The following is a 12,576-nucleotide window of genomic DNA, read 5'->3' as shown; positions in this document are numbered from 1 at the left end:
CAGGGTGAACTGTGCCGGGCCACCGAGAGTGGGTTAGCCTGCCTACCGCGTCCAGGAGCTGTAAACGGCTTCGTCCCGGCGCGACTGTGGGAGCCATGTAAGAGGCCGCTCCGGTTCCAATCGCTGCCGCGGGGTTTGTCCCTTGCGAAACAGTATATTCATTCGGTCTCCGGCAAGGATACCGACCCCGCGGGCAGTCCACCTTATTCAAGGACGAACGCCAAAGCTGACCCCCAGATGGGCAGTGGGAGGAAGCGCCTGCCCCAAGCTTTTTTATATCGTTTATTTCGTCTTTTTTATGGCCGTCTGCGACGCTTTGCTTGAACCTTGGCAGAGGGCCTCCGCCACAGGTTTAAAACTCCGCCTATGGATCGGGCTGGCCCCTAAGTCTTGCAAGGCGGCTTTATGCGCTTTGGTGGGGTAGCCCTTATGGCCTGCGAGGCCGTATCCGGGGAACCGGGTATCGGCTTCGACCATCAAACGGTCGCGGACAACTTTCGCCGCGATTGAGGCGGCGGCAATGGAAAGGCTCCTGGCGTCGCCTTTAATGATAGCCTGGGCCGGGCAGGGCATGTCCGGCGGCAGGCGGTTGCCGTCAATCAGTGCCATTTCGGGCCTCATATCTAACCCGTCCACGGCGCGGCGCATGGCGATCATCGAGGCGTGCAGGATGTTTAAGCGGTCAATTTCTTCAGGTTCGGCAATGCCCAGGCTTACGAAAATGTCATCTCGGCCCAGCATTTCGTTCAGCAGGAGTTCACGTTGTGATTGCGACAAAACCTTACTGTCATTCAAGCCGCTTGGAACGGATTCAGGTGTCAGGATGACCGCCGATGCGACAACCGGGCCTGCCAAAGGCCCGCGCCCGGCTTCATCCACACCGCAGACGGGGCCTGAAAATTGGGACTCTAATAAATAATCTGGGGTGGTTTTTGGCATGAAAAGGTTTTTTGATCGGGCTTGCTTTTTGTTCGGAACGTCCTGACGGAAAGCGGAGTTAGTCAGAATATAACCTTTTGAGATATGAAAAGGTCTGATATAGACCGTTAAAGATTTACTAAGGAGTTTTCCATGACTAATTTTCGTTTCGGCGCGACTGCCCTTGGCCTGACCTTTGCGGCTCTGTCTGCGGCCTCCGCCTCCGCTATCGGTTCCAAAGCCGATTGCGAATATGAAGGCGGCCAGGTCTTTACCGTCAAGGGCGCCACGGTTTGCGTTGTGGCGGTTCGTCCGGCTGAATATATGGACGAGATTTATGACGGCCAGCAACTGGGCGTCAAAGAGTGTAACGGCGAAGAAATCAGCGACGGCGCATTTTGCAAGGTTACGCTGACATCTGCCCCGGCCATGATGGGGGATGTCGATAATTCGGATGAAATGATCGAAGAAACCGGTGACGCTGTGGAAGACGCGGCAGATAATACAGGCGATGCGATGGAAGAAATCGCTGATGAGGCAGGTGAGTCTCTGGAAGAGGCTGCCGAAAATATGAGCGAGGCCGATCAGGAACTGGCCGAAGGCCAGAGCGACGCGATGGAAGACGCGGCCGAGACCAAGGCTGAAAACCTTGAGGAAGAGGCTGACGCGTATTAAGACGCGACAGACGAATATACAGACGAAGACTAGTCACACGGGTTTTCAACCCTATTGAAACGGCCATCATTAGGTGGCCGTTTTTTTATGACTTAGCTTGATTTACGATTGATCTTCTCCTCCTCATTCTTAATGACCCTCAAATGCTAACTCTCATCATACCGACCCGGAATGCAGAGACGTCTCTGAGAGAGACTCTACCGCGTTTGGACGGGAACAAGGTCATTGTCAGTGATGGTGGATCTGAAGATGCCACATTGGACTTGGCAATAAAGGCTAATGCGGCGCTTTGTTTCGGGAGCGCGGGCCGGGGGCCGCAATTGGCGCGCGGCGCAAAATTGGCAAGGCTGCGGGGGAGCGACTGGCTCTTATTTCTCCATGCGGATGCCAAGCTGTCCCCGAACTGGCGGGCAGAGGTCGACCATCACATAAAGGCCTATCCCGAGAGCGTTGGCTATTTCCGGTATGGACGCCAGGGGGATGGATTCTGGCCTTGGCTGCAGCGGGTTTTAGTGTCTCTTCGGTGCTGGGCGTGGAAACTGCCTTATGGCGATCAAGGATTGTTGATTAGTGCGAGAGGTTATGAGGCGATAGGCGGATATTCCGATCTCCCTCTATTTGAAGATGTTGACATCATGAACCGACTGAAATCGCGCTTTGGCCGCTCAAATATCAGACCTCTCGGCGCTTTTGTCGTCACAGATACCAGCGCCTATGAAGCGCAGGGCTGGTGGAAACGGGGCTGGCGAAATTTTCAGTTAATGCGGGGGTTTCAACGCGGCGAGCCCGTTTCCCGGCTCATGCAGCGATATTATAATGACTAAACCCGTTCTGTTTGTTTTTGCGAAGGCGCCGGTTTTCGGCCGCACCAAAACCCGTCTGGCGGCGCATACGGGTATCGTCCACGCCAAGCGCCTGTACCGGATGATGGTGTCGCGCGTCTTGCGCCGGGTGAAAGACCCGCGTTGGAAAACCGTTCTGGCTGTCACGCCCGAGCGGGCTATTGGACGGGTTCCGGACTGGGACGGCTACGCGCAGGTACCGCAAGTTTCCGGATCGCTCTCCCCGCGACTGGCTGCCTGTTTTGCGCGCAAAGGCCCGACAATTGTTATTGGAACGGATTCGCCTCAAATAAGGGTGCAGGACATTGCCAAGGCTTTGAAAGCTCTCAAATCCTGCGAAGTCGTGTTCGGGCCGGCCAAGGATGGCGGCTTCTGGCTTATCGGCGCCAATGGCCCGCTGGCCGGGGACGTCTTTGACAATGTGGCTTGGTCAACTGAACATACTTTGGAGGATGTCATCGAAAATATAGAGGGCCGCGTCAAAACCCTGCGCACTCTAAATGATATTGATGAAATTGAAGACCTTAGGGCGTATCGCCGCCTGGCTCCGCGTTTCGGGAATTGATCTCGCTCGCGAGCATATTCATCGTGTGGTCAATCAGGCGAAGGTCGGCGCCCTTGCCGTGGCCCGGAACGACGAGGTCTGCCTCGGGATAGGTGGCTTTGACCCAAGCCAAACTTTCGGCCCAGGTCTTGAGGTTGGCATCCGAGACATTGCCAAGGGATTTGCTCTCCGCCCCGCGAACAGCGCAGCCCCCATAGAGGATATTGGCGGATGGGATATAGACAATCAGGTTGTCGGAAGCATGTCCCGGGCCGGGATAGGCGATTTCAATATTCCCGACCTTGGTGCGGGACTTTGGCTGTTTCAATGCCGCTACGGACGTGTTGGGAACGGGCCAGCCATTCCTTGCGGCCAGAGCGGGCGTATCGGGATGGGTAAAGACCTCAATACCTTTCCATTCGGCGGCATCGACGCCCATGACTCGGTCGGCATGGTGATGGGTCGTGATAAGTTTGGTGACAGGTTTGCCGACTTCGTCCTCCACCGTTTCGAGTAAGGAAAGAGTCGCCAATTCGCCCCAAACCGCGTCCGCCAATATCACGTCGTCGCCCTCAACGATGACGAGGCCATTGACGGGAATGGGCGAGTGTCCGGGAATGGTGTAAGTTGACGTGTGAACCCAAACATTCTCAGCAATTTTCGAAAGCGTCACCGGAAAAGCCTTTTGCAAATCGGTGAGAGAGCTTTCGGCGGGACGCGTTTCTTCCGCGTTTGGCTGGGTCCCTTCACAGGCGCTCAAAGCGAGAAGAGAGGCAGAAAGAAAACAGACAGCAAAACGCATATTAGATCCTGGTAAAATTCGGACGTTTTATAACGTCTCAAGTTTAGCTCGCAAGCTCAGCAAGTCTCGCCAGGCCTCTTTTTTCAAGGCGGGCTGGCGCAGCAGAAAGGCCGGATGATAAAGAGGCATGGCAGGCAGAACGCTGCCCCCAATATCTATGTCCTGCCATTGTCCATGGCTTTTCATAATGCCCGTCTCGCCCGTCAGGGCCGTCATGGAAACTCCCCCTACCAGTAAAAGGACTTTAGGCTGGACGAGTTCGATATGCCGTTCCAGAAACGGGCGGCACATCTCAATCTCTTCCGGCTTTGGATTACGGTTTTTCGGAGGCCGCCAATTCACAATATTGGTGATGTAGAAATTGTCTTCTGTCAGACCAATAGCGGCGAGCATATGATCAAGAAGCTGTCCGGAGCGGCCAATAAAAGGCTTGCCTTGAATATCTTCGTCCCGTCCCGGAGCTTCGCCAATAATCATCAGATCCGCGTCTGGATTTCCTCTCGAAAATACGGCCTGCCGCGCTCCGTCCGATAAAGTTCCGGCGTCAAATGTCTGCACCGCGACGCGGAGGTCCTCCAAGGTTTTGGTGGCTTTGACCACGACGGCCGCATTGGGCAATGGACGATCATCCTGCGCCTTGGGGCGGGTGGGCTTTGTCGTGGTCTTAGGCTGAGACGGCGCTGCAGCCGCTCTCTTTTTACGAGGGGCAGCCGAAGGCACCAGTTCAGGGACATCCACGCCGACCTTGGCATACCAATCCACTAGAGAACGCAGCGCCTTATCCATTCAGGGCCGCCTTATTTTCCACGGGTTCTGAAAACAGTGCGAACGTTATTTTCGATGCACTGAATAATATCACCGGCGATATCGCCTTTTGTAGCGTTTTCAATGCCTTCAAGCCCCGGTGAGGAATTGACTTCGAGAATTTTCGGACCTGTATCGGAGCGAAGAATGTCAACGCCGGCGACATTCAGTTTTAGTATCTTGGCCGCCTTAATCGCCATGCGGGTTTCTTCGCGCTTGAGCTTGACGCGTTTCACAGTTCCGCCCTGATGAACATTCGAGCGGAATTCGCCCGCTTGTGCCGTGCGCATCATGGCGCCGACGACTTTACCGTCCACCACGAAGCAACGAAGGTCTGAGCCGTTCGCTTCCTTGACAAATTCCTGAACGAGGAAATGCGCATTCAGACCCCGGAAGGCATCTACAAGAGCAGAAGCGGCTTTGCGGGTTTCTGCCAAGACCACGCCTTTACCCTGGGTGGATTCCAGCAATTTGACCACAACGGGAGACCCCCCAACCAGGTCTATAATGCCTTTGGTATCGCGCGAGCTCTTGGCGAAGGCTGTCGTCGGCATGCCAAGGCCGTGCTGAGCCAGAACCTGATGGGCGAGAAGTTTGTCGCGGGAATTCCCGATCGAACTGCTTTTGTTTAGGCAATACACGCCCATGCTTTCAAACTGCCGCACAACGGCCATGCCGTAAAATGTCATTCTCGAGCCAATTCGCGGAATGATGGCGTCATAACGCGGCAGAGGCGCGCCGTCATAATAAACCTCGGGTTTATGGGCGTTAATGGCCATGTAGCAACGCGACGTTTCAATGCAGTCCACAACGTGACCACGGACTTCCCCGGCTTCTATCATACGGCGGTTTGAATAATTTTTCGGCTCCTGAGTGAGTATCCCAATTCGAAGGGGTCGCCGCGGTATGGCTTTTCGGCCTTGAGGTTTTTTATATACCGAGAAGGAGAGTTGAGGCTGTTGAAAGCTTAGGCTAGGGGAGACACTGACCTCGTCGACCAAGGCAGATCGGCCCAGTAACATCCGATAGCCCATCGTTTCGCGATTTGTCAGCGAAATATCAACGGGCCATTTTTTGCCGCCAATATGGACCGTGGACCGAATGACATAACGCAGTTCGGTAGAGCCGTTGGAACTCGTTACATTGCGCCGATCAATGACCTTTGCAGAACAGACCACTTCTACACTAGGATCAGAGGGATCCGGATGCATGATAAAACGCACCTGAGGTTTGGCTTCGGTACCGAAAGGTTCGATCGCAACGGCGTGAAGCGCAGACGTGCGCGCGCCAGTATCGACTTTAGCCTTGATGGCCGGGAGAGATAAATCCGGGAGTCCTACCCATTCTTCCCAACCCAAAAGGAGATTGATCGGTTTTTTGTCATCTGTTGAGGGAATGATACTCTCCTGATTTTAATATTGAGGCCTGCGAGGCCTGATTTTATTTTGTCTGTGACGAGACGCGTCCTTGTCCCGCGGGTGAATACTCTCTAATCCCTTTAAGGAACTATCGATGAGACTTAAAGGTTTCAGACCTGTTATGAGTAAAGGGAAAACATAAAATGTCAGAAACGGCGTCCGAAAAAAAAGAAAACGTTCAACGAGAGAGCATGGAATATGATGTGGTCATCGTCGGAGCGGGCCCCGCGGGTCTCTCTGCGGCTATACGGCTGAAGCAATTGGACGCGGATCTCTCTGTCGTGGTTTTGGAAAAAGGTTCGGAAGTCGGCGCACATATTCTTTCCGGCGCGGTTCTTGATCCGGTCGGATTGAAAAAACTTTTCCCGGATTTTGAAACCATGAGCGGATGCCCGGTTAAAACAAAAGTTAAAGAAGACAAACTTTACATATTCGGTCCGGCAGGGTCATTTCGTCTGCCGAATTTCCTGATGCCGCCTCTAATGCATAATGACGGAAATTATATCGTTTCCATGGCCAGCACCTGCCGATGGATGGCAGAGCAGGCAGAAGGTTTAGGCGTTGAAATTTTTCCGGGTATGTCATGTTCTGAACTGGTTTACCGTGAGGACGGCTCATTGAAAGGCGTAGTGGCCGGCGAGTTCGGTAAACAAAAAGACGGCTCCGAAGGGGCTGGATATGAACCCGGGATGGAGCTTCACGGTAAATATGTGTTCCTGTCAGAGGGAGCGCGAGGGTCATTATCTCAGAAGGCCATAGCCAAATACGGCCTGGACGCCGATTGCCAGCCTCCAAAATTCGGTCTTGGAATGAAAGAGATTTGGGACATTGATCCTGAAAAACATTCCGTAGGAACTGTGGTTCATTCCGCAGGGTGGCCATTGGGCATGAAGCAGGGCGGCGGATCCTTTTTGTACCATGCAGAGAATAACCAGGTTTTCTTGGGTCTGATTGTCGATCTCAATTATAAAAACCCCTATCTTTATCCTTATGCAGAGTTCCAGAAGTGGAAGACCCATCCGGATATTGCTGAGCTTTTAAAGGGCGGCAAGCGAGTCTCTTACGGGGGACGTGTGGTCACAAAAGGCGGAATTCAGTCTGTTCCTAAAGTCTGCTTTCCGGGCGGCGCGTTATTGGGCTGTACGGCAGGGCTCGTAAATCTTCCTCGGATTAAGGGTAATCACAATGCGATGCTCTCCGGCATCGCGGCCGCTGATGCCGCCTATAACGCGCTCCAAACGGGCCGTCAGGGAGACGAACTCGTCGATTACGACGATGAATTACACAATGGCTTGATCGGTGACGATTTGAGGCCGGTTCGCAATGTTGCGCCTCTTAATGCCAAGTTCGGTCCTTTCCTGGGCGGGATGATTTTAGGCGGGATGGATATGTGGGCGGCCACAATCGCGAAATTCAATATTTTTGGAACGCTGAAACATGCCAAGGATGATGCGCTCTCTACCGAGCCTAAAGACAAGCACAAGCCGATTGACTATCCGAAACCTGACGGCGTTCTGACATTTGATCGTCTCACAAATGTAAGCTTCACGGCGACAAACCACCGCGAGGATGAGCCGGGACATCTCAAGCTAATTGATTCTTCAATCCCGATTGATGTCAATCTTCCGGTCTATGATGAACCCGCCCAGCGTTACTGCCCGGCAGGCGTTTATGAAGTTGTTCGCGATGATGACGGATCCAATCCAAGGTTCCAAATTAACGCGCAGAACTGTATTCACTGCAAAACATGCGATTTGAAAGACCCGAGCAAGAATATTGTTTGGACAGTCCCCGAAGGCGGGGGCGGTCCGAATTACTCAAATATGTAGTTTGATCTAATCATTACGGCAAAGCAGACATTGATGACACTTTCAGAATTATATCGGCCTTTCAAAGCCGTTTCCGTTTCCGCCCTCGCGATAATGAGCGTATGGGCGGCCAGCGGCGCGCAAGCGGCTGAAGAAATGTCGTTCATGAATGAGCCCGAAGATGCATCGCTTTTAGGCGACTATCTGGCCGGAACTTACGCTAATTTTCTTGAAGATTCTGAAGCTCGCGAGAAATTTTATACGCGCGCTTTCAAAGCCGACCCCACCAATGTGAGCATTGGACGCCGCGCAATTACCTCGGCGTTGACAGCAGGTGATTTTAACAAAGCCAGTGAATTGGCGGCGAAAGTTCATGCCGTTGACGATACTGAGAGCATGGCGCAGGCCATACTCGCCATAGATGCCTTTAGCCGCGGTAAAAATTTAACCGCAAAGACATATCTCGATCCGAATAGCGCCGATATAACAATGGGAATTGTGATGGCGTTTACGAATGGCTGGAATGAGTATGAGTTGGGCAATGAAGAAGACGCCCGCACGGCGTTCAAACAGCAGGCCTCTCGGCCCTATTTTGGCGAGTTGGCAAAGTTGCAAATTGCGAATCTCGAAGCTTTGGAAGGCAATAGGTCTGCCGCAAATGAGGCGTTTGAAGAATTGAAGGACACAAGTCAGTCAACCGTTGAAACGGCTCTCGCTACGGCGCGTTTTCTGGCCAATAGCGGTCAGAGGAAAAAAGCTCTGGAGAGACTTGAGACCTATATAGACGAGACGGGGCTCGAAAGCGGTCCATTGAAAACCTATACAAAAGCTCTGCGTGAGGGACAAAAAATTGATGAGCCGCTGGGTTCAAACGCTCAGCTGTCTCGCGCGCTTACAGATCCGGCCTATGAATTCTTCCTACGAAACAGAGCGCCGGATGCAGCGGAAGTTTATCTCAGACTGGCGCTGCATGTGGATCCGGAAAACGAAAAGGCTCAACTTTGGCTGGCCAGTTTGTTGGAAAATACGGAGCGATCTGACGAAGCGATGAAGATTTACAAGAGCTTCCCCGAGGAATCTCCATATGTTATTTCCGCGCGCCTGTCCGAAGCCAATCTCTATTTTGATGACGAGGAGGATGACAAGGCCCTTAAGGTCCTGGAAGACGTCAATGATAAGCACGAAACCTTCGTTACGCGCGAAGCTCTGGGGCGGGCCCGCTTGATCCGGGAAAAATATGACGACGCGCTTCCGATTTATACTGCTATAATTGAGTCCATGAGCGAGGGTGAGGTCAAAAAAAACACACAGCCTCTCTACTTCAGAGGCATTATTAACGAACGCCTAAAGCAGTGGCAAAAAGCCGAGGCTGACTTCCTGCGCGTTTTGGAAATCGAGCCTGAAAACGCGGATGCACTAAATTATCTTGGATATACCTGGGTGGACCGGGGCGAAAACCTTGAGAGAGCCTTCGAGATGATCAATAAGGCCGTCGAACTAGAGCCTCAAAGCGGGGCGATCATTGATAGTTTGGGGTGGGCTCATTATAAGCTTGGGCAATATCAGGAAGCAAAAACGCAGCTTGAAAAAGCGGTTCAGTTGTCTCCGTCCTCCGCCACGATCGTTGACCATTTGGGGGACGTGTACTGGAAATTGGGCCGATATCGCGAAGCCGGATATCAATGGGAACGCGCTCTTTTATATGAACCCACAGACGAAGAACGTGAGACCATCGAGAAGAAATTAAAATCCGGACTCAGCTCTGCGGATGCGGCGCCCTAATTCGGCTTATGGTTGCCGAAGACGGTATAATCACGGAAATTGCACGGGCTAAAGTCAATCTGACCCTTCATGTCGGCAGGTTGATTTCGCAAGGCGAGCGTAAAGGATATCACCCTGTTGATAGTCTCGTCGTCTTTGCGGATTTTGGCGATGAACTTAGTTTCGAGGCTGCGAAGGCGGTAGGGCTGGAGATATCCGGGCGTTTCGCCGAGGGGCTGGAAGCCAATTCCGATAATCTGATTCTGAAGGCGCTGAGGCTTACAGACGCTCCGCCGCAAAAAGTGCGGTTGAAGAAAAACATACCTGTCTCTGCCGGTCTTGGCGGGGGGAGCGCGAATGCCGCCTCTGTGCTGAGGCGCTTTGACCCGGACCAACGCGTAAATGATGTGAGTGTCGGCGCTGACGTGCCTGTCTGCAGGAGGTCGCGGACGGCCTTTATGCGGGGTATTGGAGAAGACGTGACACCTGTTTTAGATTTGGGGCAGATTCCGGCGATTATTGTCAATCCTCTGATAGAGGTCTCGACAGGGGCAATATTCAAAGCCTTTGATTCCGTGGGACGGGAAACCGAGCCTGAGCAAAATGCCACGCAGGGCAGCCTTTTAGAAAGAGCTTTGGCGGGGCAGAATGATTTGCAAGCCGTGGCGATTGAAAACGCGCCCGTTATAGGTCGGGTGCTGTCTGAAATTGAAATGCAAGACACATGTCAGCTCGCCCGAATGAGCGGAAGCGGCGCGAGTTGTTTCGGTCTTTTTGAAACCAAAGCGGCAGCTAAAGCAGCCGCCAGCGCAATTAAAAAAGCTAACCCCAAATGGTGGGTTAAAGCCTGCCAGTTAGGGGACACATATGAGTGATATGATGTGGGCTCATCTTTGGCCATTTATAAATATGGCCGGTCTGGGCCTTTTTACCAGCCTTGCGGTTACGGGGTTTATGGTTCTGGCCGGTTTGGGAGATACGCCCAACGCCAGAAGCAATCATCGAGGCGTGACTCCAACCGCAGGGGGCGTAGGACTTGTTGCCGCTTACGGTATCTGCGCCCTGGCTTTGGCGCTGATGCATTCATTTTTACTGCCGTATTTTCCGGCTAACTTTCCTCAAATACTATCTCTGGTGTTCGCCATGGGGCTGTTGGGGTTGTGCGATGACATTTTTCACTTATCTGCAAAACTCAAATTCGGGATTATGGTTATTTTATCCGGGGCGGGGGCCTATTCGGTGGGGTTCCTGCTGGCATTCCCGTTGGAAGGAGGCTCAGTCGCCATCCCCTCTATCATCGGATTTCTCGGCGCCACGCTCTGGGTTTTCGTCGTCGTCAATGCCGTCAACTTTATGGATGGAGCCAATGGCTTGGTCACCAATATACTGGTTATCGCGTCTTTTGTCTTGGCAGTGATAGGACTGAGTAGCGGCTCGGTTTTGTCCGTCTTTCTATGCGGCGTTTTGATTGCCGGATTTCTTGGTTTCTTACCCTATAATCAAAGGCGTATAGCGGCGATCTTTCTCGGCGACACGGGGTCCTTGCTGGCAGGATTTGTCTTTGCGCTCGCGAGCCTCTCAATTGCAAATATATCCGTTGGCGGAGGGCTCTTATTCTTGGGGCCGCTTTTAATTCTGCCTCTGTTGGCAGATGTTTTACTGACGCTGGCTTCCCGAGCGAAGCGCAAACAGAACTTGTTAACCGCGCATCGTGATCACATTTATCAGCGGCTGATCACAAAAGGGGTTTCGCATCTGCAGGTGACATGGATTTACAGCATTTTAGGGCTGGTCTTTGCCAATATATCCATCTTTGCCGTGCAGTCCGGACGTATTTCGTCGCCCGTGTTTTTTGCAATCAATATTGCTGCTGTGTCGGTTCTCTACGTGATTGCCAGCCGACTTCTTCCGCGAATTAGCTAATTCGCTCCACGACATAATCGGCGAGATCCGCCAATGTGTCCCTCCAAGGGGAAGGCTCGAAGACCATCAACGCCTCTCGCGCGTCCACAGAAAATTGCTTCGCCATTTCCATTGTGCTTTGCAAGGCACCGGCGGAGCGAAGGTAAGAGACAGCCGTTTCCAGATCGACAGGTTTCTGGTCGTGATCGACAATGACCCGGCGCCAGAAAGCGCGTTCTTCCTCAGAAGCTGTTTGCAGGGCGCGAATTACCGGCAGCGTCATTTTCCCTTCGCGGAAATCATCTCCGACAGATTTACCGAGCGCGCTTTCAAGCCCGCCATAATCCAGAGCGTCATCGACCAGTTGAAAGGCAAGACCCAGTTTTAGGCCGTAATCCCGCAGCGCGGCCCGCTCTGCGTCTGGGCGTTCGGCGATAACGGGGGCAACTTCAGTGGCGGCGGCGAAGAGGGCGGCCGTCTTGGCTTTGATAACCGACATATAGTCAGCCTCGGTCATTTTTAGGTTCCGCAAGGCGGCAAGCTGATGCACTTCGCCTTCGGCAATGACGGAAGAGGCGTTGGACAAAATACCCAAAGCTTCCATAGAATCCGTTTCGACCATCAGGTTGAAAGCCCGGGCAAATAGGAAGTCCCCCACCAAAATAGACGCGCTATTGCCCCAAATGAGGTTGGCGGGTTTTTTGCCGCGCCGGAGCGAGCTCTCATCCACGACATCATCATGTAAAAGCGTGGCGGAATGGATAAATTCAACGGCGGCTGCCAATTTATGGTGGCTTGTGCCTTTATAGCCGAGCATGGCGGCCGTTGAGACGGTCAGAAGCGGCCTCAGCCGCTTTCCGCCCGCGCCGACCAAATGCTGCGCCAGATTGGGGATGAGACCCACAGGGCTTTGCATCCGATCCAGAATCAGAGCGTCAACGGCGGCCATATCCTCACGCGCCAAGTCCCAGAGCGTTTCCGCCGGGGATTTGGCTGAGGGTGTTTTTCGAACTGTGGCGGGTGCACTCACACGTATACGGCCTTTTTTGTTTGGCGTTATATGTAGTCTGCGCTAGCGCTACTCACAAGGGTTTTAGTGCCG

12 protein-coding genes are annotated in these 12,576 nt (G+C 53.0%); 7 read left to right on the top strand and 5 right to left on the bottom strand.

Translation table 11 applies throughout. The features are described 5' to 3' along the window. Window positions 1-282: 282 nt before the first annotated feature. Complete coding sequence (locus tag ACN0IC_RS11615) at window positions 283-939, bottom strand: ribonuclease HII (RefSeq protein WP_416878948.1); 657 nt, start codon at window positions 937-939, stop codon at window positions 283-285. 132 nt (window positions 940-1,071) lie between these two features. Between ACN0IC_RS11615 and ACN0IC_RS11610 the strand changes: the two genes are divergently transcribed. From ACN0IC_RS11610 to ACN0IC_RS11600, 3 genes are all read left to right on the top strand, one after another. Continuing rightward, window positions 1,072-1,593, top strand: a complete 522-nt coding sequence (locus ACN0IC_RS11610) for a hypothetical protein (RefSeq protein ID WP_416878947.1) — start codon at window positions 1,072-1,074, stop codon at window positions 1,591-1,593. Window positions 1,594-1,736: 143 nt separating this feature from the next. Continuing rightward, entirely contained in the window at window positions 1,737-2,417 is a 681-nt protein-coding gene (locus tag ACN0IC_RS11605; RefSeq protein WP_416878946.1) for a glycosyltransferase, read from the top strand. Then, window positions 2,410-3,000 carry a TIGR04282 family arsenosugar biosynthesis glycosyltransferase gene (locus tag ACN0IC_RS11600; protein ID WP_416878945.1) on the top strand — a complete coding sequence of 197 codons (591 nt, stop codon included), beginning with the start codon at window positions 2,410-2,412 and terminating at the stop codon, window positions 2,998-3,000. Before ACN0IC_RS11605 ends, ACN0IC_RS11600 begins: the two co-directional genes overlap by 8 nt. Here ACN0IC_RS11600 and bla read toward each other — a convergent pair. Genes bla through rimK form a run of 3 tightly spaced genes read right to left on the bottom strand, consistent with a single transcriptional unit; the run spans window position 2,960 to window position 5,943 of the window. After that, on the bottom strand, window positions 2,960-3,781 hold the full coding sequence (gene bla, locus ACN0IC_RS11595) for a subclass B1 metallo-beta-lactamase (RefSeq protein ID WP_416878944.1): 822 nt from the start codon (window positions 3,779-3,781) through the stop codon (window positions 2,960-2,962). The genes ACN0IC_RS11600 and bla overlap by 41 nt on opposite strands. Window positions 3,782-3,808: 27 nt before the next feature. Further along, entirely contained in the window at window positions 3,809-4,567 is a 759-nt protein-coding gene (locus tag ACN0IC_RS11590; protein WP_416878943.1) for a uracil-DNA glycosylase, read from the bottom strand. Window positions 4,568-4,578: 11 nt separating this feature from the next. Beyond that, window positions 4,579-5,943, bottom strand: coding sequence for a 30S ribosomal protein S6--L-glutamate ligase (gene rimK / locus ACN0IC_RS11585; RefSeq protein WP_416878942.1), 1,365 nt, complete (start codon window positions 5,941-5,943; stop codon window positions 4,579-4,581). Between the two features lie 203 nt (window positions 5,944-6,146). On the opposite strand from rimK, the gene ACN0IC_RS11580 reads away from it, so the two are divergent. Genes ACN0IC_RS11580 through ACN0IC_RS11565 form a run of 4 tightly spaced genes read left to right on the top strand, consistent with a single transcriptional unit; the run spans window position 6,147 to window position 11,495 of the window. Beyond that, the gene (locus ACN0IC_RS11580) at window positions 6,147-7,832 is read left to right on the top strand and encodes an electron transfer flavoprotein-ubiquinone oxidoreductase (RefSeq protein WP_416878941.1); all 1,686 of its coding nucleotides are present in this window, start codon (window positions 6,147-6,149) and stop codon (window positions 7,830-7,832) included. Window positions 7,833-7,865: 33 nt separating this feature from the next. Further along, on the top strand, window positions 7,866-9,593 hold the full coding sequence (locus ACN0IC_RS11575) for a tetratricopeptide repeat protein (RefSeq protein ID WP_416878940.1): 1,728 nt from the start codon (window positions 7,866-7,868) through the stop codon (window positions 9,591-9,593). A gap of 8 nt (window positions 9,594-9,601) precedes the next feature. Next, window positions 9,602-10,447, top strand: a complete 846-nt coding sequence (locus ACN0IC_RS11570) for a 4-(cytidine 5'-diphospho)-2-C-methyl-D-erythritol kinase (RefSeq protein WP_416878939.1) — start codon at window positions 9,602-9,604, stop codon at window positions 10,445-10,447. Further along, the gene (locus tag ACN0IC_RS11565; protein ID WP_416878938.1) at window positions 10,440-11,495 is read left to right on the top strand and encodes a glycosyltransferase family 4 protein; all 1,056 of its coding nucleotides are present in this window, start codon (window positions 10,440-10,442) and stop codon (window positions 11,493-11,495) included. Before ACN0IC_RS11570 ends, ACN0IC_RS11565 begins: the two co-directional genes overlap by 8 nt. On the opposite strand, the gene ACN0IC_RS11560 is transcribed toward ACN0IC_RS11565, so the two are convergent. Then, entirely contained in the window at window positions 11,488-12,504 is a 1,017-nt protein-coding gene (locus ACN0IC_RS11560) for a polyprenyl synthetase family protein (protein ID WP_416878937.1), read from the bottom strand. The two genes, ACN0IC_RS11565 and ACN0IC_RS11560, sit on opposite strands and share 8 nt — an antisense overlap. Between the last annotated feature and the right edge of the window lie 72 nt (window positions 12,505-12,576).

Source organism: Litorimonas sp., assembly GCA_029936425.1.
In the GTDB taxonomy this organism is placed as follows: domain Bacteria; phylum Pseudomonadota; class Alphaproteobacteria; order Caulobacterales; family Maricaulaceae; genus Litorimonas.
Note: the sequence above shows the minus strand (reverse complement) of the source record. Positions and strands in the feature narration are given on the sequence as shown.